General features: G+C 73.4%; 23 protein-coding genes and 1 riboswitch. Of the genes, 4 read left to right on the plus strand and 19 right to left on the minus strand.

Going from position 1 to position 24763, the window contains the following annotated elements; all coding sequences use genetic code 11:
• Window positions 1-30: 30 nt before the first annotated feature.
• From B446_RS07355 to B446_RS07400, 10 genes are all read right to left on the minus strand, one after another.
• A complete protein-coding gene (locus tag B446_RS07355; RefSeq protein WP_020938793.1) occupies window positions 31-1119 on the minus strand; it encodes a hemolysin family protein in 1089 nt (362 codons plus the stop codon).
• Window positions 1116-2450 carry a hemolysin family protein gene (locus B446_RS07360; protein ID WP_020938794.1) on the minus strand — a complete coding sequence of 445 codons (1335 nt, stop codon included), beginning with the start codon at window positions 2448-2450 and terminating at the stop codon, window positions 1116-1118. The genes B446_RS07355 and B446_RS07360 overlap by 4 nt, the downstream gene beginning before the upstream one ends.
• Window positions 2451-2654: 204 nt before the next feature.
• Window positions 2655-3107: a PH domain-containing protein gene (locus B446_RS07365; RefSeq protein WP_020938795.1), complete on the minus strand. Its 453-nt coding sequence runs from the start codon at window positions 3105-3107 to the stop codon at window positions 2655-2657.
• Window positions 3108-3122: 15 nt separating this feature from the next.
• Window positions 3123-3971, minus strand: coding sequence for an ATP phosphoribosyltransferase (hisG, locus tag B446_RS07370; RefSeq protein ID WP_020938796.1), 849 nt, complete (start codon window positions 3969-3971; stop codon window positions 3123-3125).
• 53 nt (window positions 3972-4024) lie between these two features.
• Window positions 4025-4297, minus strand: coding sequence for a phosphoribosyl-ATP diphosphatase (locus B446_RS07375; RefSeq protein WP_020938797.1), 273 nt, complete (start codon window positions 4295-4297; stop codon window positions 4025-4027).
• Window positions 4298-4331: 34 nt separating this feature from the next.
• Window positions 4332-4817 carry a 6,7-dimethyl-8-ribityllumazine synthase gene (ribH, locus tag B446_RS07380; RefSeq protein WP_020938798.1) on the minus strand — a complete coding sequence of 162 codons (486 nt, stop codon included), beginning with the start codon at window positions 4815-4817 and terminating at the stop codon, window positions 4332-4334.
• 41 nt (window positions 4818-4858) lie between these two features.
• A complete protein-coding gene (locus tag B446_RS07385; RefSeq protein ID WP_020938799.1) occupies window positions 4859-6172 on the minus strand; it encodes a bifunctional 3,4-dihydroxy-2-butanone-4-phosphate synthase/GTP cyclohydrolase II in 1314 nt (437 codons plus the stop codon).
• Window positions 6169-6810, minus strand: a complete 642-nt coding sequence (locus B446_RS07390) for a nicotinamide mononucleotide transporter family protein (protein ID WP_020938800.1) — start codon at window positions 6808-6810, stop codon at window positions 6169-6171. The genes B446_RS07385 and B446_RS07390 overlap by 4 nt, the downstream gene beginning before the upstream one ends.
• Window positions 6807-7415 carry a riboflavin synthase gene (locus tag B446_RS07395; protein ID WP_020938801.1) on the minus strand — a complete coding sequence of 203 codons (609 nt, stop codon included), beginning with the start codon at window positions 7413-7415 and terminating at the stop codon, window positions 6807-6809. Before B446_RS07395 ends, B446_RS07390 begins: the two co-directional genes overlap by 4 nt.
• 162 nt (window positions 7416-7577) lie before the next feature.
• Window positions 7578-7708, minus strand: a riboswitch (FMN riboswitch).
• 261 nt (window positions 7709-7969) lie between these two features.
• Window positions 7970-9178 carry an ROK family transcriptional regulator gene (locus B446_RS07400; protein WP_020938802.1) on the minus strand — a complete coding sequence of 403 codons (1209 nt, stop codon included), beginning with the start codon at window positions 9176-9178 and terminating at the stop codon, window positions 7970-7972.
• A gap of 122 nt (window positions 9179-9300) precedes the next feature.
• On the opposite strand from B446_RS07400, the gene B446_RS07405 reads away from it, so the two are divergent.
• Complete coding sequence (locus B446_RS07405; protein WP_020938803.1) at window positions 9301-10515, plus strand: MFS transporter; 1215 nt, start codon at window positions 9301-9303, stop codon at window positions 10513-10515.
• On the opposite strand, the gene B446_RS07410 is transcribed toward B446_RS07405, so the two are convergent.
• Together B446_RS07410 and B446_RS07415 are read right to left on the minus strand one after the other, a co-directional pair.
• Window positions 10475-10933, minus strand: coding sequence for an acyl-CoA thioesterase (locus tag B446_RS07410; RefSeq protein ID WP_020938804.1), 459 nt, complete (start codon window positions 10931-10933; stop codon window positions 10475-10477). The genes B446_RS07405 and B446_RS07410 overlap by 41 nt on opposite strands.
• Before the next feature lie 102 nt (window positions 10934-11035).
• The gene (locus tag B446_RS07415; protein ID WP_020938805.1) at window positions 11036-12334 is read right to left on the minus strand and encodes an alginate lyase family protein; all 1299 of its coding nucleotides are present in this window, start codon (window positions 12332-12334) and stop codon (window positions 11036-11038) included.
• Between the two features lie 140 nt (window positions 12335-12474).
• On the opposite strand from B446_RS07415, the gene B446_RS07420 reads away from it, so the two are divergent.
• From B446_RS07420 to B446_RS07430, 3 genes are all read left to right on the plus strand, one after another.
• The gene (locus B446_RS07420; protein WP_020938806.1) at window positions 12475-13869 is read left to right on the plus strand and encodes a uracil-xanthine permease family protein; all 1395 of its coding nucleotides are present in this window, start codon (window positions 12475-12477) and stop codon (window positions 13867-13869) included.
• Between the two features lie 83 nt (window positions 13870-13952).
• Complete coding sequence (locus B446_RS07425; protein ID WP_020938807.1) at window positions 13953-14639, plus strand: DUF5995 family protein; 687 nt, start codon at window positions 13953-13955, stop codon at window positions 14637-14639.
• Window positions 14640-14736: 97 nt separating this feature from the next.
• Window positions 14737-15666 (plus strand): LLM class F420-dependent oxidoreductase, encoded by a 930-nt coding sequence (locus B446_RS07430; RefSeq protein ID WP_020938808.1) that lies wholly within the window; start codon window positions 14737-14739, stop codon window positions 15664-15666.
• 48 nt (window positions 15667-15714) lie between these two features.
• Here B446_RS07430 and B446_RS07435 read toward each other — a convergent pair whose 3' ends face one another.
• From B446_RS07435 to B446_RS07465, 7 genes are all read right to left on the minus strand, one after another.
• Window positions 15715-17412, minus strand: coding sequence for a flavin monoamine oxidase family protein (locus tag B446_RS07435; RefSeq protein WP_020938809.1), 1698 nt, complete (start codon window positions 17410-17412; stop codon window positions 15715-15717).
• Between the two features lie 89 nt (window positions 17413-17501).
• Window positions 17502-18290 (minus strand): carbon-nitrogen hydrolase family protein, encoded by a 789-nt coding sequence (locus tag B446_RS07440; protein ID WP_020938810.1) that lies wholly within the window; start codon window positions 18288-18290, stop codon window positions 17502-17504.
• Window positions 18291-18564: 274 nt separating this feature from the next.
• Window positions 18565-18945 carry a DUF742 domain-containing protein gene (locus B446_RS07445; protein ID WP_020938811.1) on the minus strand — a complete coding sequence of 127 codons (381 nt, stop codon included), beginning with the start codon at window positions 18943-18945 and terminating at the stop codon, window positions 18565-18567.
• A 7-nt stretch (window positions 18946-18952) separates the two neighbouring features.
• Window positions 18953-19390, minus strand: coding sequence for a roadblock/LC7 domain-containing protein (locus tag B446_RS07450; RefSeq protein WP_020938812.1), 438 nt, complete (start codon window positions 19388-19390; stop codon window positions 18953-18955).
• The gene (locus B446_RS07455; protein ID WP_020938813.1) at window positions 19380-22100 is read right to left on the minus strand and encodes an ATP-binding protein; all 2721 of its coding nucleotides are present in this window, start codon (window positions 22098-22100) and stop codon (window positions 19380-19382) included. Before B446_RS07455 ends, B446_RS07450 begins: the two co-directional genes overlap by 11 nt.
• A gap of 93 nt (window positions 22101-22193) precedes the next feature.
• Window positions 22194-23669, minus strand: a complete 1476-nt coding sequence (locus tag B446_RS07460) for an HAD-IA family hydrolase (RefSeq protein WP_020938814.1) — start codon at window positions 23667-23669, stop codon at window positions 22194-22196.
• Between the two features lie 13 nt (window positions 23670-23682).
• Window positions 23683-24759: an ABC transporter ATP-binding protein gene (locus tag B446_RS07465; RefSeq protein WP_020938815.1), complete on the minus strand. Its 1077-nt coding sequence runs from the start codon at window positions 24757-24759 to the stop codon at window positions 23683-23685.
• Window positions 24760-24763: the final 4 nt, after the last annotated feature.

The following is a 24763-nucleotide window of genomic DNA, read 5'->3' on the forward strand; positions in this document are numbered from 1 at the left end:
GCGGGCGCCGGGCCGTGCCGCCGGCACGACCTAGGTGGTCAGCGCCTCCTCCGGCTCACCGCTCGTCCTCGGTTCCGTCAGGCGGACGTCGCCCGCCTGACGGTGCGCGGGGTCGCGCACCTCGCCGACCAGCAGCTCCAGCACGTCCTCCATGGCGACCAGGCCCAGCACCCGGCCGGACGCGTCCGCCACCTGCGCCAGGTGGGTGGCCGCCCGCCGCATGACGGTCAGGGCGTCGTCCAGGGCGAGTTCGCTGCGCAGGGTCGTCATGGGGTGCCAGATGTGCTGGGGCACCGCGCGCTCCGAGTCCTCCAGGTCCAGGACGTCCTTCACATGGACGTAGCCCATGAAGGCGCCCTTCTCCGTGGCCGCCACGGGGAAGCGGGAGTAACCCGTACGGGCCGTCAGGGCGACGATCTCGCCGGGGGTCACCGCCGGCGTCACCGTCACCAGCGACTCACGGCGCAGCAGGACGTCCGTCACCGGGCGGGAGCCCAGCTCCAGGGCGTCCTCCAGGCGCTCCTGCTCCTCCGGGTCGAGCAGCCCCGCCTGGCCGGAGTCCTCCAGCAGGCGGTTGAGCTGCTCGCTGGTGACGACGGCCTCGACCTCGTCCTTGGGGTCGACACGGAAGATCCGCAGGATGCCCTGCGCGCACGCGCCCAGCGCCACGGTGATCGGCCGGCAGACCCGGGCGAACCAGACCAGGCCGGGGCTCAGCCACAGCGCGGCCTTCTCCGGAGCGGCCATGGCGAGGTTCTTCGGGACCATCTCGCCGATGACGAGGTGGAAGAAGACCACGGCGGCGAGGGCGATGACGTAACCGAGCGGGTGGATCACGCCGTCCGGGAGGTGGACCGCCTCGAACAGCGGCTCCAGCAGGTGCGCCACCGTCGGCTCGGCCACCGCGCCGAGCGTCAGGGAGCAGACGGTGATGCCGAACTGTGCGGCCGCCATCATCTGCGGCAGCCGCTCCAGGCCGTGGATCACCTGGCGGGCGCGGGCCGTGCCGAGCGGCTCGATCTGGCTGCGGCGCACGGAGACCAGCGCGAACTCGGCGCCGACGAAGAAGCCGTTGGCGAGGACGAGCAGCGCGGCGAAGAGCAGTTGCAGGACGCTCATCGCACGGCCTCCGCGACGTTGACCGCCGGGACCGTGCGGACCAGGCGGACCCGTTCGGCGCGGTAGTGGCCGACCTGGCGGACGGACAGCCGCCAGCCGGGCAGTTCCGCGCGGTCGCCGGGTGCCGGGATACGGCCGAGCAGGTCGGCGACCAGGCCGGCGACGGTCTCGTAGGGCCCCTCGGGCACGTCGAGGCCTATGCGCAGCAGGATGTCGACGCGGCAGCTGCCGTCGACGTCCCAGGCCGGCCTGCCGTCCTCCGGCAGGGCGACGGCCAGCTCGGGCACGTCCTTGGCGTCGTGCTCGTCGCGGACCTCGCCGACGAGTTCCTCGACGATGTCCTCCAGGGTGACCACACCGGCCGTGCCACCGTACTCGTCCACCACGACCGCGATGGGCTGCTCGCTGCGCAGCCGGGCCAGCAGGGGCTGGACCGGGAGCGTCTCGGGTACGAGCAGCGCCTTGCGGGCGATACGGCTGACCGGGGTACGCAGCCGGTCGTGCACCGGGACCGCCAGCGCGTCCTTGAGGTGGGCCATGCCGACCATCTCGTCGATCTTCTCCCGGTAGACGGGGAAGCGGGAGAGGCCGGTGGCACGGGTGAGGTTCACGACGTCCTCGGCGGTGGCCGAGTCCTGGAGCGCGCTGACCTTCACCCGGGGGGTCATGACGTGCTGCGCGGTGAGGTCGCCGAGGGACAGGGTGCGCACGAAGAGGTCCGCGGTGTCCTGTTCCAGGGCGCCGGCCTGGGCGGAGTGCCGAGCCAGGGACACCAGTTCGCCCGGGGTGCGGGCGGAGGCCAGCTCCTCGGTCGGTTCGACGCCCAGGGCACGCACCAGCCGGTTGGCGACCGTGTTGAGCATGGCGATCACCGGCCGGAACAGGCGGGAGAAATGGTGCTGGGGACCCGCGACGAAGCGCGCGACCTGCAGCGGCCGCGACACCGCCCAGTTCTTGGGCACCAGCTCGCCGATCACCATCTGGACGGCGGAGGCCAGCAGCATGCCGACGACCACGGCGACGCCGGAGACGGCGCCCTCGGGCAGTCCGACGGCCGTGAACGGGCCGCGCAGCAGGGTGGCCAGGGCCGGTTCGGCGAGCATGCCGACGACCAGGGAGGTGATGGTGATGCCCAGCTGGGTGCCGGAGAGCTGGAAGGAGAGCTCCTTCAGCGACTCCACGACCGTGCGGGCGCGCTTGTCGCCGTCGGCGGCGGCCTTCTCGGCTTCGGGACGCTCGACCGTCACCAGGCCGAATTCGGCCGCCACGAAGAAGCCGTTGGCGAGAATCAACAGGAACGCCGCTCCGAGGAGCAGCAGGGAGAGGGTCACGCTGCCACCGCCTTCCCGCTGTGTCGGGTCGGGGCGGCGCAGGTACTACAGGACGATCCGTCCATCGCCGGAGGGGGTCACTCCTCGGGTAGCAGGAGCCCCTGGCACCGGGCGGCGCACAGGGACGGAGGCGCAGCGAAGGAGCGCCTCCGCCACCAGGTTAATCAAGACACGGGCCAGGGGGGCAGGGTGGACGCCCCCGAGTCAGCCCTGATCTTGTGTTCCGCGGGCCGCGGAGCGGGCCTCGGCGAGCGCCCGCAGGGTCCGGGCGTCGGCGATGGCCCGCTGCCGGGCGATGCCCGGCTGGATGCCGAGCGCGGGCAGGCTGGTGCCGTCGCTGAGGTTCAGGAAGACCCAGGGATCGCCCGGACGGAGGTTCACCTGGACGATCTCCGCCCAGGCGAGGCGCCGCCTGCTCGCGATGTTGACCACGGTGACGCCGCTCTCGTCGGCGACGACCCGCACCCGGGCGAGCTGGGCCAGCACCCAGAAGATCAGCGCGGCGGTGACCACGAAGGTGAGCCGCTCCCCCGGGCCGAGGTCGAGCAGCAGGGCGATGCCCGTGATCACCAGGAAGATCACACCGGCGGCGGTGAGCAGGATCACCCGGGTGTGGCCGGGCCGGAAGGTGACGGGCAGGTCGGGCAGGTCGGACATCTCGGTGCGTGTCCCTTACAGGCGGCAGGCGTGGATGGCCGTGGTGAGGATGGCCCGGGCGCCGATCTCGTAGAGGTCGTCCATGATCCGCTGCGCCTCCTTGGCGGGGACCATGGCGCGCACGGCGACCCAGCCCTCGTTGTGCAGCGGGGAGACGGTCGGCGACTCCAGGCCCGGGGTCAGCGCGACGGCCTTCTCCAGCTGCTCGACCCGGCAGTCGTAGTCCATCATCACGTAGGTCCGGGCGACCAGGACGCCCTGGAGGCGGCGCAGGAACTGCTGGACCTTGGGCTCCTCGACATCGGCGCCGGTGCGGCGGATGACGACGGCCTCGGACTTCATGATGGGCTCGCCGAAGACTTCCAGGCCCGCGTTGCGCAGGCTGGTGCCGGTCTCGACGACGTCGGCGATGACCTCGGCGACGCCCAGCTCGATGGCGGTCTCGACGGCGCCGTCCAGGTGGACGACGGAGGCGTCGACGCCGCTGTCGGCGAGGTGCCCGGCGACGATGCCCTCGTAGGAGGTGGCGACCGTCCGGCCCTTGAGGTCGGCGACGCCCGTCGCGGTGCCGGGCTTGGCGGCGAAGCGGAACGTGGAGCGGGCGAACCCGAGCGGCAGGATCTCCTCGGCGTCGGCGCCGGAGTCGACCAGCAGGTCGCGGCCGGTGATGCCGATGTCGAGCCGGCCGGAGGAGACGTAGATCGCGATGTCGCGGGGGCGGAGGTAGAAGAACTCGACCTCGTTCACCGGGTCGACGATCCGCAGCTCCTTGGACTCGCGGCGCTGCTGGTAGCCCGCCTCATGCAGCATCTCCGCCGCAGGGCCGGACAGGGAACCCTTGTTGGGGACGGCGATGCGCAGCATGGGGCGGGCTTCCTTCGCGTTGGTGGGGTGTGCCGGTGGAATACGGGCGGGGCTCAGAGGTGGGCGTAGACGTCGTCCAGGGAGATCCCGCGGGCGACCATCATCACCTGGACGTGGTAGAGGAGTTGCGAGATCTCCTCGGCGGCCGCGTCCTTGCCCTCGTACTCGGCGGCCATCCAGACCTCGGCGGCCTCCTCGACGACCTTCTTGCCGATGGCATGGACGCCCTTGCCGACCAGCTCGGCGGTGCGGGAGGTGGCGGGATCGCCGGTGGCGGCCTTCTGCTGGAGCTCGACGAAGAGCTCCTCGAACGTCTTCTTGGACATGGTGAGCCCCACCCTACGCGGTGTGCGGGACTCCTCAGTGCCAGGGTTCGGATACTGAGCGGAGTGTGACGGCGGTGGCGACGGCCGCGGTCACCGCCTCGTGTCCCTTGTCCTCGCTGGAGCCCTCGATGCCGGCGCGGTCCAGGGCCTGGTCCTCGGTGTCGCAGGTGAGGACGCCGAAGCCGACGGGGACGCCGGTGTCCACCGAGACCTGGGTGAGGCCCTGGGTGACGCCCTGGCACACGTAGTCGAAGTGGGGCGTGCCGCCCCTGATGACGACGCCGAGGGCGACCACGGCGTCGTAGCCGCGGCCCGCCAGGACCTTGGCCGCGACCGGCAGTTCGAAGCTGCCGGGGACCCGGATCAGGGTCGGCTCGTCGATCCCGAGGTCGTGCAGGGCGCGCAGGGCGCCGTTCACCAGACCGTCCATCACCTTCACGTGCCACTGTGCCGCGATGACGGCGACCCGGAGGTCACCGGCGTTGCGTACGGACAGTTCGGGTGCGCCCTTGCCGCTCACGTCTCTCCTAAGTGCTGCTGTGTGCTGTCGGGGTGGTTCGTCTACTGGTTGGCGCAGGTGGTCGCGGACGCCGCCGCGGGCGCCGTCGCGGCCGGGGTGTCGAGCCAGGGCAGGTCGTGGCCCATCCGGTCGCGCTTGGTGCGCAGGTAGTGCAGGTTGTGCTCGCCGGCCTGGACCGGCATCGGCTCACGGCCGTTGACCCGCAGGCCGTGGCGCAGCAGCGCGCCGGTCTTGTCGGGGTTGTTGGTCAGCAGGCGCACGCTGCGCACGCCGAGGTCCGCGAGGATCTGCGCGCCCGCCCCGTAGTCGCGGGCGTCGGCGGGCAGGCCGAGTTCCAGGTTGGCGTCGAGGGTGTCGCGCCCCTGCTCCTGGAGCTCGTAGGCGCGCAGCTTGGACAGCAGGCCGATGCCGCGTCCCTCGTGGCCGCGCAGGTAGACGACGACGCCGCGGCCCTCCTCCTGGATGCGGGCGAGGGAGGCGTCGAGCTGGGGGCCGCAGTCGCAGCGCAGGGAGCCGAAGACGTCGCCGGTGAGGCACTCGGAGTGCACCCGGACCAGGACGTCCTCGCCGTCGCCGATGTCGCCGTGGACGAGGGCGACGTGCTCGACGCCGTCGAGGGTGGACCGGTAGCCGTAGGCGCGGAAGGTGCCGTGGCTGGTGGGCAGGCGGGTCTCGGCCTCGCGGCGGACCGTCGGCTCGCTGGCGCGCCGGTAGGCGATCAGGTCCTCGATGGAGATGATCGTCAGGCCGTGCTTGCGGGCGAACGGGATCAGCTCGGGCAGCCGCAGCATGCGGCCGTCCTCGCCGGCGATCTCCACGATGGCGCCGGCCGGGCGCAGGCCCGCGAGCCGGGCGAGGTCGACGGCGGCCTCGGTGTGGCCGTCGCGGACCAGGACGCCGCCGGGCCGGGCGCGCAGCGGGAAGACGTGGCCGGGGCGGACCAGGTCGGTGGGCTCGGCCGTGCCGCTCGCCAGGAGCTGGAGCGTGGTGGCGCGGTCGGCGGCGGAGATGCCGGTGCTGACGCCGTGCTCGGCGGAGGCGTCCACGGAGACGGTGAAGGCGGTCTTCATCGACTCGGTGTTGTCCTCGACCATCTGCGGCAGCCGGAGCCGGTCGAGTTCCTCGCCCTCCATGGGGGCGCAGATCAGGCCGCGGCACTCGCTCATCATGAAGGCGACGATCTCGGGTGTCGCCTTCTCGGCGGCGATGACGAGGTCGCCCTCGTTCTCCCGGTCCTCGTCGTCCACGACCACCACGGGGCGGCCCGCGGCGATGTCGGCGACGGCCCGCTCGACGGGGTCGAGCTCGAAGTTCTCGATGGTGTCCGTGTCGTACAGGGGCGGTGCCGAGGTCATGCCGGGGCTCCTTCCAGGACGGGCCGCGGGCTCTTGCGGGAGCGCAGCCACCAGTCGCGCATGCCCCACAGGACGAGCGCGCCGTAGATGACGTAGACGAAACCGGAGAAGGCGTAGCCGTTCGCGAAGTTGAGGGGCACTCCGACGAGGTCGACGAGCAGCCAGGCGATCCAGAACTCGACCATGCCCTTGGCCTGGGCGTACATGGCGACGACCGTGCCGACGAAGATGTAGGCGTCGGGCCAGGGGTCCCAGGACAGGCTCGGGTAGGCCGTGAACAGCAGGGCCACGGCGACGGTGCCCGCCGCGGCGGCGGCGGCCATGGCGGCGCGCTCGCGCCAGGTGGCGAACCGGGGGGTGATGTGCCCGTCCGCGGAGCCGTCCCGGTCGCGCCGCCACCGCCACCAGCCGTACAGCGCGACGGCCATGACGACCGTCTGCTTGCCGGCGCTGCCGGTCAGGTGGCCGTAGAAGGCCGCGAAGAGGACCAGTCCGGACAGGAACTGGACGGGCCAGGTGAGCAGGGAGCGGCGCCAGCCGAGGGCGAGGGTGATCAGGCCGAGGATGTTGCCGACCATGTCGGACCAGATGATGTGCTGGCCGAAGAGGGTGAAGGCCTCGGAGTTCATCCAGTTCACTTGGTCGCTCCCTGGGCACGGTCGCCGAGGAGCCGCTCGACGTACTTGGCGATGACGTCGACCTCGAGGTTGACCGGGTCGCCGGGCTGCTTGCGGCCGAGCGTGGTCAGGGCGAGGGTGGTCGGGATGAGGCTGACCGTGAAGTGGTCGGTCCCCGCCTCGACGACGGTGAGGCTGATGCCGTCGACGGTGATGGAGCCCTTCTCCACCACGTACCGGGTGAGTTCGGCGGGCAGCGAGATCCTGACGATCTCCCAGTTCTCGGACGGCGTGCGCGCCAGGACCTGTCCGGTGCCGTCGACGTGGCCCTGCACGATGTGGCCGCCGAGGCGCGCGCCGACGGCGGTGGGGCGCTCCAGGTTGACGCGGGACCCGACGGTCAGCGCGCCGAGGCTGGAACGCAGCAGCGTCTCGGCCATGACGTCGGCGGTGAACTCGTCGCCCTCGTGCTCCACGACGGTGAGACAGACCCCGTTCACGGCGATGGAGTCGCCGTGCTGCGCGCCCTCGGTCACGATGGGGCCGCGGAGCCGGAAGCGGGACGCGTCGCCGAGATTCTCGACGGCGGTGACCTCACCCAGCTCTTCGACGATTCCGGTGAACACTTCCCGGGTCCTCCTGCCTCACTAGGGCACGGACTCCGGGGCCTGTCGATGACGACAGAATGTACGGGTGAGCGCATCGTGAGAATCGCCGACGCCGAAAAGGACCCGTCCGCATACGGACGAGCCCAGATACGGCGACGCGCACACATGCGTGCTCGCCCGCCGCGCACTGCCTCCCATCCGGACTTTAACCGTCGGTCCAGGAATTTCACCTGGTCAACCGGCCGCTGGAAGCGACCGGGTCGCGGACTGTAACCGCCGGTTCGGACTTTCACCGACCCCGGAGTGCGCTGCTTCTGGTACAGGGCCAGTGTGCCACGTCCCGGGCTGATCCATGCGGGTGAATATGTGTGGGGTCACTCACAGACCGTCCCGGCTGCACTTCTTCATGCGTCAATTGGTCCGGACCATTGACCCCATTGGTCTAGTCCTCTTAGGGTGCGATCGGGCCCGGTGGCGGTGTCGACGGCCCTTGCCCGCCGCCGGGCCGCTCCAGCGCGTGCCGCGCCCGCGTCGCGGCCCCCGGACGCCGCGGCCACCCCGCCCCGTCGTCCTCAGTGGACCGCGGGTCCGAACAGTTCGTCCTGAGCGCGGTCCCTCGCCGTCAGGAGGGCTCCGCGCAGGACCGCCGTGCCGCCGAGGATGCTGGGGCGGACCTCGGTGAGCAACGGGGACATGCCCCGCAGGCGGTCCTCGACCCGGGCGGCGAGCACCGCTCCCCCGGCCCGGCCGACCTCTCCGCCGAGGACCACGCAACCGGGGTCGAGGATGGCGACCACGGAGGCGGCGCCGACGGCGATCCGGCCGGCCAGGGCGTCGAGGAAGCGGTCCGCCGGACCGTTCGCCGCCACCGGAGAGCCGGTGAGCAGCGCCACCGCCGCGCCCACCGCCCCGGCGGCACCGGGTCCGTCCGTGCCGTCCGCCGCCGGCAGGCCGTGCTCGCGTGCCAGCGCGCCGATCGCGGCGGCCCCGGCCAGTGAGTGGAAGCCTCCGTCGCAGTCCCTGGCCGAGGGCGGCGAGGCCGTCCCCGGGACCGGCAGGAAGCCGATCTCGCCGGTGCCGCCGGAGGCGCCGCGGCGCAGGGCGCCGTCCAGCACGACCGCCGCGCCGACCCCGTGGCCCAGCCACAGCAGTACGAAGGTGTCCCGGTCGTGGGCGGCGCCCTCGCGCTGCTCGGCCAGGGCGGCCAGGTTGGTCTCGTTCTCCACCGTCACCCGCGCCTCGGGCAGGCGTTCCTGCAGGGCGGCGGCCAGCCGCCGGTGCCAGGCGGGCAGCCCGCCGGAGTCGCGGAGGTCGCCGGTGGCGGGGTCGACGAGCCCGGGCGCCCCGATGCCGACGGTGTGCAGCCGGTCGGCGCCGGCCTCCTTCGCGGTCCGCTCCACCGCCGTCACCACCTGCTCCACGGCCGGTCCGGTCCCGGTGTCGCCGCCGATGGGCACGGACACCTCGGCCAGCACCCGGCCCACCAGGTCGGACACCAGCACGACGACGCCCTCGGTGCGGACGTCGAGCGCGGCGAGCTGCGCGCGGTCGGCGACGATGCCGTACAGCCGGGCGTTCGGACCCCGGCGCAGTTCGCCGGACTCCCCCACCACCGCGATCAGACCGGAGGCGGTGAGCCGTTCGACGAGGTCCGCGACCGTGGGCCGGGAGAGTCCGGTGAGCTGCTTCAACTGCCCCGCCGTGAGCGGGCCTTCCTGCTGGAGCAGCCGCAGGGCGAGCCGGTCGTTGATGGCCCGGGCGGTGCTCGGTGATGCGGGCATGACGGGCATCCTCCCAGACGCGGAACGGCGCGAACGCTCACTATCTATCAGGCAGGGTCCCTGATAGTTTACGGCGGAACAGCGTGGGGCGCGGTGGGGCGCCCCCGGGGAGGGCTGGAAACATGGGTGACGTGGCCTGCACGCGCGGGGAAGCCAGGCGCGCCCGGTACGCCGTGGCGGCCGTGTTCGCCGTACACGGTGCGGTGACCGGGTCCTTCGCGACCCGGGTGCCGTGGATCCAGGACCACGCCTCGCTGAGCGCGGGGCAGCTCGGCTTCGCGCTGGCGTTCACGGCGCTGGGCGCCTCGTGCGCGATGCCGTTGGCGGGCCGGATCAGTCACCGCTTCGGCAGCCGCGCCGCCCTGCGCGGGCTGCTCACGCTGTGGACGCTCTCCCTGGTCCTGCCGGGGCTCGCGCCGAACCTGTGGACCCTGTGCCTGGCGATGTTCACCTACGGCGCCAGCGCGGGCATGGCCGACGTGGCGATGAACGCGCTGGGGGTCGAGGTGGAGCGGCTGCTGGAGAAGTCGATCATGTCCGGCCTGCACGGCATGTGGAGCGCCGGCGCGCTCGTCGGCTCGGCCGCGGGCACGCTCGCCGCTCATCTGGGCTCGGACGCGCGCCTGCACTTCGCGCTGGCCGCCGCGACCCTCACCGCGCTCGGCCTGGTGGCCTGCACCTGGGTGCTCGACCTGCAGCCGGCCGAGGACGAGGAGCCGCCGCCGCGGTTCGCGCTGCCACCCCGCTCGGCGCTGCTGATCGGCGCGGTCGGCTTCTGCGCGGTCTTCGCCGAGGGGGCGAGCCTGGACTGGTCGGCCGTGTTCCTGCGGGACCGGCTGGACGGCTCGGCCGGGGTGGCGGCGGCCTGCACGACCGGCTTCATGCTCACCATGGCGGTGGCCCGCATCGCCGGGGACGCGGTGGTGAACCGGTTCGGCGCCGTCCGCACCGTCCGGGCCGGCGGTGTCGTGGCGGGCCTCGGCGGTCTGCTGATCGTCGTCGCGGGACACCCGGTGGTGGCGATGGCCGGGTTCGGACTGATGGGGCTCGGGATCGCGGTGGTCGTGCCGCTCTGCTTCGCGGCGGCCGGACACGCGGGCCCCCACCCCAGCCAGGCGATCGCGGGCGTGGCCACCATCACCTACACCTCGGGGCTGATCGCGCCCGGCCTGATCGGCGGCGTGGCCCAGGCGACCAGCCTGATGGTCTCGTTCTGCGTGGTGACCGTGCTGGCCTGCGGACTCGCGGTGTTCGCCGGCGTCCTGCGCACCGCCGAGCGCGGCGGCGCGCCCCAGGTCAGTCCGCGGGCCGCAGCAGTTCCCGACCCACGGTCCTGAACCCCTCGCTCCACGGCGCGGGGCGCAGGGTGGTCGCGTCCAGCCGGACCAGCACCCGGGTGCCCCGCGCGTAGGTCCGCGTCCCGTCGGCCGAGCAGAAGCGGAAGCCGTAGGTCAGGCCGGTGGTGCCGAGCCGCTCCAGCCACAGGTGGACGGCGTAGGTGCCCGGACGGGTGACCGGCGCCTCGTAGCCGATGGTCAGTTCCCGCACCGCGTTGCAGGCGTCGCCCGCGGCCGCCCAGTCCCCGTCGAAGCGGACGCCGTGCCCGTTCCACAGCTCGGTCCAGGCGCGCTCCACCATCAGCGGGTAGCGGGCGTTGTGCAGCAGCCCGAGCGCGTCCAGGTCGTCGAAGTGGACGGTGACGGGGATCAGCCGGCCGTACGGGAGGGCGGGGGCGGTCGGGGCTTCGGCGGTCACGGGAGGGGCTCCTGAGCGGCGTAGGGGCGGTGGGGACACCTCCATACTAAGCGACCGCTCAGGAGCCCCGGTCGGGAAGCCCCTGGTCAGACGGCCAGGCGGTCAGCCGGCGATGGAGTCCAACTGCTCGGCGGCGGGCCGCAGGGCCCACAGGTCACCGCCGGGCGGCGCCTGGAGCCGGGGCACGGCCGCCTCGGCCGCCGCGTCGCCGGCGTCGGCCGCCGCGTGCACGACGTCGCTCGCCGCGTAGCGCAGGAACTCCAGTTCGGGGTGCGGCCACGCGGCGGCGCCGGTCGCGGCGGGGAGCAGGTAGTCGACCGCACGGAACAGGCTCTGCCCGTCCGGCCCCCGGTGGGACCAGAGGTCCACGCCCACGTGTCTGCCGACGGCCGCGAGCCGGGTGTAGGCGACCAGGTCGAAGGCCGAGTAGTGCCAGCTCCGGGTGCGGGCGAGTTCCTGCGGCTGGCTCCCGTCGGCGGCGATCTGCGGGTCGATACGCCGGGCGCGGGCGTCGAGCACGGTCCGCCGGGCGAGGCCGGTGTCACCGGTGGCGCGGGCGAGGGCGGCGAGCTGGAGGTCGTAGAAGGTGCCGTGGTTGTTGGCGGCCGCGCTTTCCTGCCGACCGAAGTCGCCGCCCTTCAGCCAGCCGAGGAAGTCCGTGTTCCACCGGTTCATCGCGGTGCGGTCCGCGCGGCTCCAGCCGGGTGCGCCGGCGGCGAGGATCGCCTGGGCGTCGAGGACGCCGGTGTACGACTGCGAGAAGTCGATGATGCCGATGGCCCGGCCGTCGTACTTGCACGGGATGAACTGGGCGTGGTCCAGCTCGGGGTTCATCCGGGTGGCCGGGTCCAGGAACCAGGTGCGCAGGATCCGCCCGGCCTTCTCGGCGTAGCTCCGCCTGCCGGTGTAGTACCAGGCGAGCGCGAGGTCGTAGGTGGAGTCGAAGACCTTCTCGGCGTCCTGGCGGTCGGTGCCGGTGTCGACCTCGGGATTGCGCTGCCCGTCCCGCTGGACGTAGGGGCAGCCCCAGGGGTTCTGGGCGGTGGGGGCCGTGGTGGGCCACCAGTAGGGGGCCTGGCTCAGGTAGTCGTGGACGTCGCCGCCGGGGGCGGGCCTCGGCTTGTCGACGACCGTCCAGGGGCCCTGGTCCAGCCAGGTGTCGGCCCGGTCGGTCAGGTCCCGCAGCGCACGCCGCAGCCGGGGGTCATGCGGCAGACGGGCCCGGGTCCGCTGCAGACGGGCGCCGTCCAGGACGACCGTCCGCGGGGCCCCGGGCTCGGCGTGGGCCGATGCCCGGGCCCCGGGCGTGGCGCGCACGGAGGCGTGGGCGCCGGGAACGAGCACCGCCGCGAGGCTCACCAACGCGGCCAGCAGTACGGCCGCACGGGATCTTCCACCCATCGGACTCTCCGATCATCACTCGATCACTAGTCATACATGTGAACACAGTTCATGAGTGGGACCAGGTGAGCGTAGGGCGGCCAGGTAACCCTGACAATGGTTCGGACCGTCTTCACGTACAGAGAAAGAGAAACCCCACCATGGACCTCGGCGTGCGCTGGAAGCTGCACGGTGACGGGCGCACCCCCGCGCCCGGAGCGGTGGTACGCCCCGACGAACGGCTCTCCTGGCCGCGCACGGTGGGCCTCGGCGCCCAGCACGTCGTGGCGATGTTCGGGGCCAGCTTCGTGGCCCCCGTGCTCATGGGCCTCGACCCCAACCTGGCCATCATGATGTCGGGCGTGGCGACCGTGATCTTCCTGCTCGCCACCCGCGGCCGGGTGCCGAGCTACCTGGGCTGCTCCCTGTCGTTCGTGGGGGTGGCCGCCGTCATCCGCGCCCAGGGCGGCACGAGCGCCACGGTGACCGGCGCGGTGCTGGTGGTCGGCGCCGTGCTCTTCCTGGTGGGGCTCGCGGTGCAGCGCTTCGGGGCGCACATCATCCACGCCGTCATGCCGCCGATCGTCACCGGCGCCGTGGTCATGCTGATCGGCTTCAACCTGGCTCCCGTGACCGCCTCGACCTACTGGCCGCAGGACCAGTGGACGGCGCTGCTGGTGATGCTCTTCACCGGTCTCGCGGTCGTCGCCCTGCGGGGCTTCTGGTCCCGGATCGCGATCTTCCTGGGCCTGATCTTCGGCTACGGCATCTCCTGGGTGTTCGACCAGGTCCTCGGCCCGATCCACTCGGTGAACGCGAGCGGCAAGGTCACCGACCACCTGCGGCTCGACCTCTCCGGCGTCTCGAAGGCGGAGTGGATCGGCCTGCCCTCCTTCCACGGCCCGTCCTTCCAGTGGTCGGCGATCCTCGTGGCGCTGCCCGTGGTCATCGCGCTGGTCGCGGAGAACGCCGGGCACGTCAAGGCGGTCGGCGAGATGACCGGCACCCGCCTCGACGACCAGCTCGGCACCGCGATCTCGGCCGACGGCGTCGCCTCGGTGCTGTCCACGGCGGTCGGCGGCCCGCCCAACACCACGTACTCCGAGAACATCGGCGTGATGGCCGCGACCCGCGTCTACTCCACCGCCGCCTACTGGGCGGCCGCCTGCTTCGCCCTGCTGTTCGGCGTCTGCCCGAAGTTCGGCGCGGTCGTGGCCGCGATCCCCGGCGGCGTGCTCGGCGGCATCACCGTCATCCTCTACGGCATGATCGGCCTGCTGGGCGCGCAGATCTGGATCAACGCCAAGGTGGACCTGCGCAACCCGCTGAACCTGGTCCCGGCGGCCGCGGGCATCATCATCGGCGTCGGCAACGTCTCCATGAAGTTCAGCGAGCACTTCACCCTGAGCGGCATCGCGCTCGGCACCCTGGTCGTCATCACCGGCTACCACGCCCTGCGCGCCCTGGCACCCGCCCACCTCAAGCCGCAGGAGCCGCTGCTGGACGAGGGCACGTCCACCTACGACGACGAGGGCGACGAGCGCACGGGCGCGTAGTCGGGCGGCCGGCGTTCCCCCGTTCCGGCGAAGCACCGGTCCGGTCGGCCCACGGGGCGGTGCGCGGCTGGGACCCTTCCCCCATGGCGCAGTTGGAGCACTTCACCACCCCCGTCGACGCCGTGCTCGCGCGGATGCGCGCGCTCGACGCCGGCCTGCCCGAGCGGGACGGGGTCGCCGTGTTCAACCGCGTCTACCTCACCGTCACCGGGGAGGTGGGCCGGCTCCTGGACGCCGGGGCGTTCCCGGACCCGGGGGCGGCGACCGCGCTGGACGTGCGGTTCGCCGAGCGGTACCTGTCGGCGGTCGACGCGGCGGAGCGGGGGCACCGGCCGCCCGCCTGCTGGCGGCCCCTGTTCCAGTTCCGCCGCCATCCCGGCGTACGGCCGCTGCAGTTCGCGCTGGCGGGCATCAACGCCCACATCGGGCACGACCTGGCGCTCGCCGTGGTGGACGCCTGCCGTGAACTCGGCTGCGACCCGGGCGACCTGGAGGACGAGTTCGACCGCGTGGGCGATCTCCTGTGCGCGCTGGAGGAGCGCATCCGCGAGGACCTGATGCCGGGTCCCGACCTGCTCCAGATCGCCGACCCGGTCACCCACCTGCTCGGCTCCTGGAGCCTGGACCGGGCCCGGGACGCGACCTGGGCCGCGGCCCGGGCGCTGTGGGCGCTGCGCCACTGCGACGACGTCGCCGAGGAGTTCACCGAGCGCCTGGACGCGGCGGTCGGCTTCGCGAGCCGCATGCTGCTGACCCCGTGCGGCGGCTGACGGGGCCGTTCCGGCCAACCTGCGCCGGGCCTCCCGAAACCGCGCCCCGGTCTCTGTAGGTTGAAGCGGCAACCGATCACGAAGGAGCTCACGACACATGGCTACTCGGCTCGGACTCGGTCTCCCGCAGAACCGGCAGTACGACCTCGGCAGGGACGTGCCCGACGTGGCGCGCACGGCCGAGCGGATCGGATACGACAGCCTCTGGGTCTACGAGCGCGCCCTCTACCCGGAGCCGGCCACCCAGGGTCTGTACGGCGTACCGGGACTGCCCTGGCCCGACTCCTACCGGGGTGTCGCCGAGCCACTGGTCACCCTCACGCTCGCGGCCGCCGCCACCGAACGCGTCGAGCTGGGCTCCAGTGTGCTGGTCGCACCGCTGCACCTGCCCTTCCAGCTCGCCAAGGCCCTCGCCACGCTGGACGCGGCGAGCGGCGGCCGGGTGCTCGCCGGATTCGGCACCGGCTGGTCCCACGACGAGTACGCGGCGGCGGGCGTGCGCCCCTTCGAGGAGCGCGGCAAGGTGATGGACGAGCTGATCGACGTGTGCCGGGCGGTGTGGGGCCCGGACCCGGTGGTGCACGACGGCCCGGTCAGCAGGATCGACTCGGCCGTGGTCGGGCCCAAGCCGGCCCGCCCCATCCCGATCCTCCTCGCCGGGTCCGGCAAGCGGGCGCTGCGCCGGCTGGTGGACCACGCCGACGGCTGGCTGCCGGTGGGCGCCGGGGTCGAGCAGATCGCCGCCCAGTGGGCCGAGCTGCAGGACCTGGCCGCCGAGCGGGGCCGTCAGCAGCCCATCCGGACGGTGCTGCGCGTCAACGCGGTCCACTCGGCCAAGCCGTACGACGGCGACGACCGCCGGCCGTTCCAGGGCGACGCCGACCAGATCGTGGCGGACCTGGTCCAGCACGCGGAGCTGGGTCTGGACGAGATCCTGGTCGATCTCCAGGCGGCCACGCGGGACGCGCAGGAGCTCAAGGACGTCGCCGCCGAGGTGTTCGAGAAGGCGCGGGCGGCCGGGGTCTGATCCGGCCGGCCACCCGCGCCCAGGTCCGCGTGCCCAGGTGGGTACCGGTCAGTCCTCGGGCAGTTCCACCGGAGCGATCTCGTCGTAGACGTCGCCGGGGCCCGGGTTGGTCGGGTCGGTCTCGCCGCCGAAGTGGTGCATGACGCCCCAGACCGCGTTCAGCGCGGTCTGGATCGCGCCCTCGGCCCAGCCGGCCGTCCAGGAGATGTCGTCGCCGGCGAGGAAGATGCCCCGCTTGTCCTCGGCCAGCGACTCCTGCATGAAGTGCGTGAACAGGCGCCGCTGGTAGCGGTAGTGACCGGGCAGGTTGGCCTTGAACGCGCCCATGAAGTAGGGCTCGTTCTCCCAGGAGACGGTCACCGGGTTGCCGATGATGTGCTTCCTGATGTCGACCTTCGGGTAGATCTCGCCGAGCGACTTCAGCATGACCTCCATCCGCTCGCTCGCGGACAGCGGCAGCCACTTCAGGCTGTCGTCGCACCAGGTGTACGACAGGCAGATCACGGCGGGCTTGTCCGGGCCGTCGTCCAGCAGGTACGTGCCGCGGGTCATGCGGTCGGTGAGCGTCATCGACATGACGTCCCGCCCCGTCTCCTCGTCCTTGTCCAGCCAGAACGGCCGGTCGACGGGCACGAAGAGCTTCGAGGACTCCATGTAGTGGGTGCGCTCGATGGCGGTCCAGTGGTCGATCGGGAAGAGCGAGTCGTCACAGGCGATCTTGGACAGCAGCATCCAGGACTGGGCGGTGAAGATCGCCGCCTGGTACGTGCGGATGTCGCCGTTCGCGTCCGTCACGGTGATCCGGTTGCCCGCGGTGCGGTGCAGCCGGGTCACGGCGGGGCGCGGTTCGCCGTCCGCGTGCAGGCTCTTCAGCGAGGTGCCGTACGGCCAGTGGACGATCTTCTCCGGCTCGCGCTCCCACAGGCGCAGCGGGAGCTGCTGGGACCCGCCGACGATGCCGCGGTGGTGGTCGTCGGCCTCGGTGTAGACGACCCGCAGGATCTCCAGGATGGAGTTCGGGAAGTCGGTGTCCCAGCCGCCGGTGCCGAAGCCGACCTGGCCGAAGATCTCGCGGTGCCGGAAGGACTTGAACGCCTCGGAGTCGCAGAGGAAGCCGTAGAAGGTCTGGTTGTCGAGTTTCTCGACGAGCTTCGCCCAGATCTCGCGGATGCGCGGCACGTCCCGCTCCCGCATGGCGCGGTTCATGTCGGAGAAGTCGGCGCCCTCTTCGAGGCACCTGTTCCAGGCCTCGGCGACGTCCCGGTACACCTGGGGCAGGTCGGCGACGGTCTCGGCGTAGTGCGACTCGCCCTTGAGGTCGACCACGGTCGACGGGGTCGCCTCGGCGAGCGGGTTCGGGAACGGCCGGGTCTCCAGGCCCACCATGTCGATGTAGTGCTGGAGCGCGGTGGAGGACGGCGGGAAGCGCATGGCGCCCATCTCGGCGGTCAGCGACTCGTCGCAGCCCTCGAAGCCCACGGTGCGCAGCCGGCCGCCGATCTGGTCGGCCTCGTAGACGACGGGCTTCAGGCCCATCTTCATCAGCTCGTAGGCGGCCACGATGCCGGACAGACCGCCGCCGATGACGGCGACCTCGGTGCCGTGCTCGGTCGCGGGTATCTGGCCGAGGCCCGCCGGGTGGGCGAGGAAGTCGTCGTAGGCGTAGGGGAAGTCCGGGCCGAACATGGTGATCGGCGGCTGCTGCTCGTCGGCGTGCTCGACGGCGTTGGGCACCGTGGACGTCATGGGGTACGGACTCCTTGCGCGGGGGTGGTTCGGGGAGGGCTCGTCGGGGGCGGACGGGTCCGGGGGGCCGGGTCAGGGCCCCGGTGGGGTCAGACCAGGGACCCGTACAGGCCGGGACGGCGGTCCTTCAGGTACGGGTTGGCCTCGCGGGAGGCGGCGAGGAAGGCGGGGTCGGCGTCGGCGACGATCAGCTCCTCGCCGCGGCCGGCGCGGCTGCGGGCGATCCCGTCGGGCCCGGCCAGGGCGGAGAGCCCGAAGAACTCGAACTCGCCCTCGTGGCCCACCCGGTTGACGTACGCGACGTACATCTGGTTCTCCCAGGCGCGCACCGGCACCAGGGACTCGGCGACGAACTGGAACGGGTGCATGTTCGCGGTCGGCACGACGAGCAGGTCGGTGCCGGCCAGGGCGTGGGCGCGCGCGTTCTCCGGGAACTCGACGTCGTAGCAGATCATGATGCCGACGGTCAGGCCGCCCAGCCGGGCCTGCACGAGGGACTGCTCGCCCGGGGTGAAGTGGTCGCGCTCGGCGCAGCCGAAGAGGTGGGTCTTGCGGTAGTTCGCGAGCCGGGTGCCGTCGGCGGAGATCAGCTGGGCGGAGTTGTACACCGTCTCGCCGTCGCGCTCCGGGTAGCCGTAGACGACGGCCAGGCCGTGCCGCCCCGCGATGTCCGCGACCGCGTCGGCGGAGTCGCCGTCGGCGGGCTCGGCGAGGCGGGCGATGTCGTCGCCGATCGCGTACCCGGTGAGGAACATCTCCGGCGCGGCCAGCAGCGCGGCGCCGGAGGCGGCGGCGCGGCCCGCGGCGGCGTCGAGGACCTCGAGGTTCTCGGCGACGGAGCCGGGGCGGCCGGAGCTCTGGAGCAGGGCGGTGCGCATGCGGGGTCCTCACCGGGGAAGCGGGGGGTTCTGGGCGGCCCGGCCGGGTTTTCGGGGGCCACGAAGACGGTACGGTCGCCGCGCTCGGCCGGACAAGCGGGAGCCGTTGCGCGCCTGTGCGCGGTTCGTTGCGTGGAGACCGGGCCGGGCGGCGATTCGTTGCGCGCGCCCGGTGCCGGTTCCGGTCCACCGCCGGACGCGGCCGGGCTCGGGTCCCCCACCTGCAGGGGGCTGCCGTGGCAGCCGCGGCTCCAGGCCGTGCCCGGCCCGGGGTCTACAGCTCCCGCAGCCGGTCCATGATCTCCCGCAGCAGCGCCGGATCGGTGGCGGGGCCGTCCGCCGTGACGCGGCTCGGTTCGCCGATGCGGACCAGGCCCGCCTCGGCCAGGTCGCCGAGCAGGACCCGCAGGACGGTCAGCGGCAGGTCGGCGTCGGCCGCCAGCTCCACGACCGGTCGCGGGCCGCGCCTGATGAGGTCGAGCAGGGCGGCGCGGGCGTGGTCGACGTCCGGTCCTGGGGTGCCGGTGTCCAGCGCGCTGACCGGGGACATCAGGTCGATGGGGTGCGCGCCCGAGGGCCGGGTGCGGCCGCGGGTCACCGTGTAGGGGCGCACCATCGACCCGGTCTCGTCCTCGTACCAGTGCTCGTCGCTCACCGGCGGGTCAGGAGGCCGAGCGGTCGGCGGCGTCCAGGTGGCGGCCGAGACGGCGGACGAGCAGGGCCATCTCGTGGGCGAGCTGTCCGACGTCGGTGCCCGCCTCGCTCAGCACGGCGAGGCGGCTGCCGTGCCCGGCGGGGGTGATGAAGAGGTAGGCGTCCTCCAGCATGACCATGGTCTGCCGCACTTCCCCAACCTCGAACCGCTCCCCCGCCGAGCGGGCGAGGCCGTGGAAGCCGGAGCAGACGGCGGCCAGGTGCTCGATGTCCCGTCTGCGCATGCCGTCCGAGCTGCTCAGCGCAAGACCGTCGGCGGTGAGCAGCACGGCCTGGCGGACGTGGTCCGTGCGGGCCACGAGGTCGTCGAGCAGCCAGCCGAGGTCCGTCCCCGGCGCGCCGGCGACCGGGGACGGGTTCTCGGGGTTCTGGTCGTCACCGTGCATCGTCGGTGTCCGTCCCTTCGTCGGCGTGGGTGGGCACTGCGTCCGCGTCGGTGGGGCCGGCGGCGTCGGTGACGCGGGTGATGCCGGTGATCGACTCGCCGCCGTCGGCGAGGCGGCCCTCTCCGTCGGGTCCGTCCGGGCCGCCGGCCGCGGGCAGGCCCTTGCGGCCGCGGTCCAGGCCTCGCTGGAAGGCGCCGAAGATCGCGCGCATCTCGTCGGCGCCGATCTCGCGGGCGGGCGCCGCGGCCCGTGGCGGCGGCTCCTCACGCAGCTCCCGGGCGAGGGAAGCCTGCCGGGTGCGGGTGGGCAGCACGGGGGCACCGGGCGCCTCCGGCGCCTCGGGCACGGCCCCGGCCGCGCTCCGCCGCCTCGACGGCAGCGCCACCGCGGGCTCGCCCGCCTCGGGCCGCTGCCCGGGGTGCGGCTGCGCAGCAGGGGGCCCGGGAGGGGGGTCAGCGGCGTCGGGTACTCTCCGCCGCCGCGACGGCAGCTCGGCCGCCTCCGGACGCCGCCCGCGAAACGGCAGCTCGGCACCGGGCTCCGGAGCGGCATCAGCGGCGGTGCCCTCACCACCAGCGGGATCGGCCCCGGCGACGGAGCCGGGGGCCTGCGCCGAACCGGCGCCCGCCTCCGCACCAGCAGTGGACGCGACACCGGCGACGGAGCGGGCCACGTTCCCCGCGCGGGCGCCGTCCACGGCCACCGCACCGGCACCGCTCCCAGCCGCACCCGCACCGGCCACCGCCCTCGGGCCGGGACCCGCAGCCGCGCCCAGGCCCACACCCCCACCGCCCGCACCCTCCACCTCGGCCAGGACCCCGCGGGGCAGCAGTACCACCGCCGTCGTGCCGCCGTACGGCGAGTCGCGGAGGGTCACGGTGATGCCGTGACGGGCGGCGAGGCGGCCAACGACGTACAGGCCGAGCCGGTCGTGGCGGGTGGGGTCGAAGGCGTCGGGGTCGGTGAGGGTGCGCTCGGCGTGGGCGCGCTGCTCGGCGTCGAGGCCGAGGCCGCGGTCGTCGATCTCCAGGACGAAGCCGCCGCCGACCCGCCCCGGGCGCAGGGTGACCTGGGTGTGCGGCGGCGAGAACACCGTGGCGTTCTCCAGCAGCTCCGCGAGCAGGTGGGCGATGTCGGCCACGGCGTCCGCCGCGACGGCGGTCTCGGGCATCGGCGGGACCACCACGCGGGTGTAGTCCTCGATCTCGCTCACCGCGGAGGCGACGACGTCCGCGACCGGCACGGGCCCGCGCCAGCGCCGGCCGGGCGCCGCCCCGGAGAGGATGATCAGGCTCTCCGCGTGCCGGCGCATACGGGTGGTCAGATGGTCGATGCGGAACAGCTGGCGCAGCACGTCGGGGTCGTCCGTGCGCCGCTCCAGCGTGTCGACCAGCTTGAGCTGGCGGTGCACCAGCGCCTGGTTGCGCCGGGCGATGTTGAGCAGCACGGCGAACAGGCCCCGGCGCAGGCCGGCCTGTGTGACGGCGGCCTCCACCGCGGCGTGCCGCGCGGTGTTGAACGAGCGGGCGACCTGCCCGATCTCGTCGTCCCCCGTCTCGTCGGCGGCGAGTGGCGGCGCCTCGGCGAGCGCGTCCACCCGCTCCCCCGCGCTCAGCCTGCGCATCACGTCCGGGAGCTGCCGGGTGGTGAGCACGTCCGCCTCGTCCCGCAGGGTCTCCAGACGGCGCGAGATGCGCCGGGCGCCGCGTACCGCGAGCCACAGGGACAGCGTCACGGCGGCGAGCCCGGCCGCGCCGACGACGGCGGCCCTGGTCAGCTCGTGATAGGCGAAGGCACGCCCGCGCGCGGCGGAGTTCTCGGCGGAGCGGGTGCACAGCCGCATGTAGCGCTGGACGGCCCGGTCGGTGGTGGACCGCCAGGTGTCGGCGGCGACGGCCTGCCCGGCCCGCCCGGCACCGGCCCGCAGCAGCGCGTCCTCGCCCCGCGCCAGCGCGCGGTAGGTGCCGTCGCTCTGGAACCGTACGAACAGGGCGCGCGAGTCGGCGGGCAGGTCGGGCACGTAGGTGCGCTCGAAGACGCGCCGGTCCTCGATCGTCGAGGTCAGCATGTCGTACTGCCGGTCGGTGAGGGTGCCGGCGGCGCGCGCCCCGGCGACCAGGGCGTCCTCCCGGGAGACGAACTCGCGGACCCGGACGAGTTCGGTGACGACCTGGGCCTCGCGGGCGAGCTGCCCGGCCTGGAGCGCGGTGAGCGTGGACTGCACGTCGAAGCCGGGCTCGACCAGCGCGCTGTAGGCGTCGACCGCCCGGTCCCAGGTGATGTCCCTGGCGAGCACGCGTTCGCGCAGTCCTTCGAGTCTGCCGGTGGCGGCGACCATGGTGTCCAGGGCCTGCCGCTGGCGGTCGGTGAGCCGGTCGCGGTCCCCGTCCCGGACCGCCTGGCGCAGGGCGTCGACGGCCCGGTCGGTGCGGCGCTGCTGGCCCAGCAGGTCTCCGGCGGCGGCCGTGCCGCGGCGGGTCCCGAGGTAGGCGGCGGACATCCGGCGCTCGATCTGGATCTGCCCGACGGCGGTGTCCACGGGGGTGCCGAAGTCCTCGTACACCCCCTGGAGCCGGATCAGCGCGCGCAGTTCGGCCGTGACCGACACCATGGCGAAGCTCCACAGCGCCATCAGGGCGACGGCCGGGGCGAGCGCGAGCGCCACGATCCGCGAGCGGACGGTGGTGGGACGGCCGAGGGGCCAGCGCATGGATACCTGCCGGTGTTACCAGTCGGTAGAAAGTCCGGCACAACCTACGGGATCATTACCGGCCACGCAATGGTGACCTTCGGTAACCCCTGGTCACCCGACGGGCAGGGTGAAGGTCGTGACGACCGCCGCGTGGTCCGAGGGCCACTCGTTGCCCGCCACGTCCGGCCAGGGCCGCGGGGTGCCGGTGACCAGCGTCCGGGAGTCGAGCACGGTCAGTCCGTGGTGCAGGACGTAGTCGATCCGGTCCTGCGGTTCGGGCCGCCCGCTGCCGTCCTCGTGCACCGGATGGACGGGCGACCAGGTGTGCCCGGGTTCGGCGGCGGGGTCGGGGTGGGCCTCGCGGAAGGAGTCGGCGAACCCCGCCTTCTCGGCCGCCTCGGTCACCGGCCACCGTACGTCCGGCCAGTCCAGGTGCGAGGGGCAGTTGAAGTCGCCGACGAGCACGACCGGGACGCCTTCGCGCGCGGACCCGGCGATACGGTCCAGCGCGTCCCGCAGCTGGCCGAGCCGCAGCTCCTCGTGGGCGGTCAGCTCGTCGGCCGGCAGTCCGTCGAAGGCGGCCTCGTACGGCCCGTACGGCGTGTAGTGCAGGTGTGCGGTCCAGACGTCGACCTCGTGGCCGGGTGCGACCGCGATCCGGACCCCGGCCGCGCCGTAGAAGCCCACGTCCGGGTCGCCGAAGCGGGCGGTGACGGGGTGGCGGCTGAGGATGCCGAGGTTCTCGCCGGCCCGGTGGTGGTGCCAGCCGAGGGCCTCGGCCAGCTCCTGGGCGGCCGTCCCGCCGGTCTCCTGGAGCCCGACGACGTCGGCACCGGCGGCGAGGACCGCAGCGACCTGCTTGGCGCGGTGATCGTCGACCTGGCTGCCGCCGAGCCACAGGTTCCAGCTCATCACGCGGAGCCGGGGCACGACCATGCGTTCCAGGCCGGCGGCCGTGACCCCGGTCAGGCTGTCCCGGACGGTCCGGCCGGGCGCCTCGGCGATCGGCGCGAGCGAGGGCACGGCCAGCACCGCGCACCCGGCCGCCTCGGCGGAGGCCACGCCGGTCGCGGTGTCCTCGACGGCGACGCAGGCCGCCGGGTCGACGCCGAGGTTACGGCAGGCGGCGAGGTAGGGGTCGGGGGCGGGCTTGGTGCGGGCGGTGTCGTCGGCGGTGACGGAGGTGGCGAAGCGGTGGGCGCCCAGCGCGTCGAGCACGACGTCGGCGACCGCCCGCGGGGACGCGGTGACCAGGGCGGCCGGGATCCGGTCGGCGGCGAGGGCGTCCAGCAGCTCGACGGCGCCGGGGCGGGGCACGACACCGGTGCGGACGCGCTCGGCGAACTCGCGGTGCAGGTCGGCGGCGAGCCGGGCGGCGGGCGTGCCGGTGGCCGTGGCGAGCCAGTGGGCGGTGTGCTCCACCGGGCGGCCGAGCACCTCCGGCTGGTCGGCGTCGGTCAGCGCGCGTCCGGCGACCTGTTCGACCGCCTCCCACCACAGGCGCTCGGTGTCCACGAGGGTGCCGTCCATGTCGAAGAGGACGGCCCGCAGCCGGGGGTGGGGGCGGTTGGGGGTGTGGGGGGTCACGTCGGGTCTTTCCTCACTTCTGGATGCGTTCGGCCACCAGCACCGGCCGCTCGGGCAGCGACACGGTGACGGCGGTTCCGGCGCCGAGGCCGGCGGCCTCGTGGGCGGGCAGGTCGGCCTTGGCCTCGGTGCCGTCGGCCAGCCGTACGGTGACCCGGACGACCGCGCCGAGGAAGGCCGTGGCGACCACCCGGGCGCCACCCCGCTCGTCGGCGCGCAGCCGTACGGCCTCGGGCCGCACCAGCACGTCCACCGGGCCGTCGGGCACCTCGCCGTCGGCCGGCAGCCGCTGCCCGAGCACGTCGGCGGTGCCGTCCTTCAGCACGCCCGGCAGCCGGCTCATGGTGCCCACGAACTCGGCGACGAAGGCGGTGGCGGGCCGGCCGTACAACTCGGCGGGCTCGGCGCACTGTTCGAGCCGGCCGTCCCGCATGACGGCGACCCGGTCGGCGACGGACAGCGCCTCCTCCTGGTCGTGGGTGACGAAAAGCGTGGTGATGCCGAGCTCCTGCTGGAGCCGGCGGATCTCCTCGCGCAGGGTGAGGCGCACCTTGGCGTCCAGCGCGGACAGCGGCTCGTCGAGCAGCAGCACCCGCGGGCGCAGCGCGAGGGCGCGGGCCAGCGCGATGCGCTGCTGCTGGCCGCCGGAGAGCTGGTGCGGGTAGCGGCCACCCTTGTCGCCGAGGCCGACCAGCTCCAGCAACTCGCCTGCACGGGAACGGCGTTCGGCGGTGCGGACGTTGCGCATCCGCAGCCCGAAGGCGACGTTGTCGAGGGCGTTCAGGTGCGGGAAGAGGCTGTACGACTGGAAGACCATCCCGGCGTCGCGGCGGTGGGCCGGGACCCGGGTGACGTCCTCACCGTCCACCAGGACGGCACCGGAGTCGGGGTGCTCGAACCCGGCGAGCATGCGCAGCGCGGTGGTCTTGCCGCAGCCGGACGGGCCGAGCAGGGCCAGGAACTCGCCGGGCCGGACGCTCAGGTCGAGTCCGTCGAGGGCGACGGTGGACCCGAACTCCCGCCGCAGTGAGCGGAATTCGACGGTGGCGGCCTTGACGGCCGTTGCCTTCTCGGGCGTGGTGACGGTCATGGCG

The sequence above is a fragment of the Streptomyces collinus Tu 365 genome, assembly GCF_000444875.1.
GTDB lineage: Bacteria > Actinomycetota > Actinomycetes > Streptomycetales > Streptomycetaceae > Streptomyces > Streptomyces collinus_A.

What these genes read in the sequence shown, in the direction of transcription:
- B446_RS07355 (WP_020938793.1), bottom strand. Translation starts at nt 1,119, where the DNA reads ATGAGCGTCCTGCAACTGCTCTTCGCCGCGCTGCTCGTCCTCGCCAAC.
- B446_RS07365 (WP_020938795.1), bottom strand. Translation starts at nt 3,107, where the DNA reads ATGTCCGACCTGCCCGACCTGCCCGTCACCTTCCGGCCCGGCCACACC.
- hisG (WP_020938796.1), bottom strand. Translation starts at nt 3,971, where the DNA reads ATGCTGCGCATCGCCGTCCCCAACAAGGGTTCCCTGTCCGGCCCTGCG.
- B446_RS07375 (WP_020938797.1), bottom strand. Translation starts at nt 4,297, where the DNA reads ATGTCCAAGAAGACGTTCGAGGAGCTCTTCGTCGAGCTCCAGCAGAAG.
- B446_RS07385 (WP_020938799.1), bottom strand. Translation starts at nt 6,172, where the DNA reads ATGACCTCGGCACCGCCCCTGTACGACACGGACACCATCGAGAACTTC.
- B446_RS07400 (WP_020938802.1), bottom strand. Translation starts at nt 9,178, where the DNA reads ATGCCCGCATCACCGAGCACCGCCCGGGCCATCAACGACCGGCTCGCC.
- B446_RS07405 (WP_020938803.1), top strand. Translation starts at nt 9,301, where the DNA reads ATGGGTGACGTGGCCTGCACGCGCGGGGAAGCCAGGCGCGCCCGGTAC.
- B446_RS07415 (WP_020938805.1), bottom strand. Translation starts at nt 12,334, where the DNA reads ATGGGTGGAAGATCCCGTGCGGCCGTACTGCTGGCCGCGTTGGTGAGC.
- B446_RS07420 (WP_020938806.1), top strand. Translation starts at nt 12,475, where the DNA reads ATGGACCTCGGCGTGCGCTGGAAGCTGCACGGTGACGGGCGCACCCCC.
- B446_RS07425 (WP_020938807.1), top strand. Translation starts at nt 13,953, where the DNA reads ATGGCGCAGTTGGAGCACTTCACCACCCCCGTCGACGCCGTGCTCGCG.
- B446_RS07430 (WP_020938808.1), top strand. Translation starts at nt 14,737, where the DNA reads ATGGCTACTCGGCTCGGACTCGGTCTCCCGCAGAACCGGCAGTACGAC.
- B446_RS07435 (WP_020938809.1), bottom strand. Translation starts at nt 17,412, where the DNA reads ATGACGTCCACGGTGCCCAACGCCGTCGAGCACGCCGACGAGCAGCAG.
- B446_RS07440 (WP_020938810.1), bottom strand. Translation starts at nt 18,290, where the DNA reads ATGCGCACCGCCCTGCTCCAGAGCTCCGGCCGCCCCGGCTCCGTCGCC.
- B446_RS07450 (WP_020938812.1), bottom strand. Translation starts at nt 19,390, where the DNA reads ATGCACGGTGACGACCAGAACCCCGAGAACCCGTCCCCGGTCGCCGGC.
- B446_RS07455 (WP_020938813.1), bottom strand. Translation starts at nt 22,100, where the DNA reads ATGCGCTGGCCCCTCGGCCGTCCCACCACCGTCCGCTCGCGGATCGTG.
- B446_RS07465 (WP_020938815.1), bottom strand. Translation starts at nt 24,759, where the DNA reads ATGACCGTCACCACGCCCGAGAAGGCAACGGCCGTCAAGGCCGCCACC.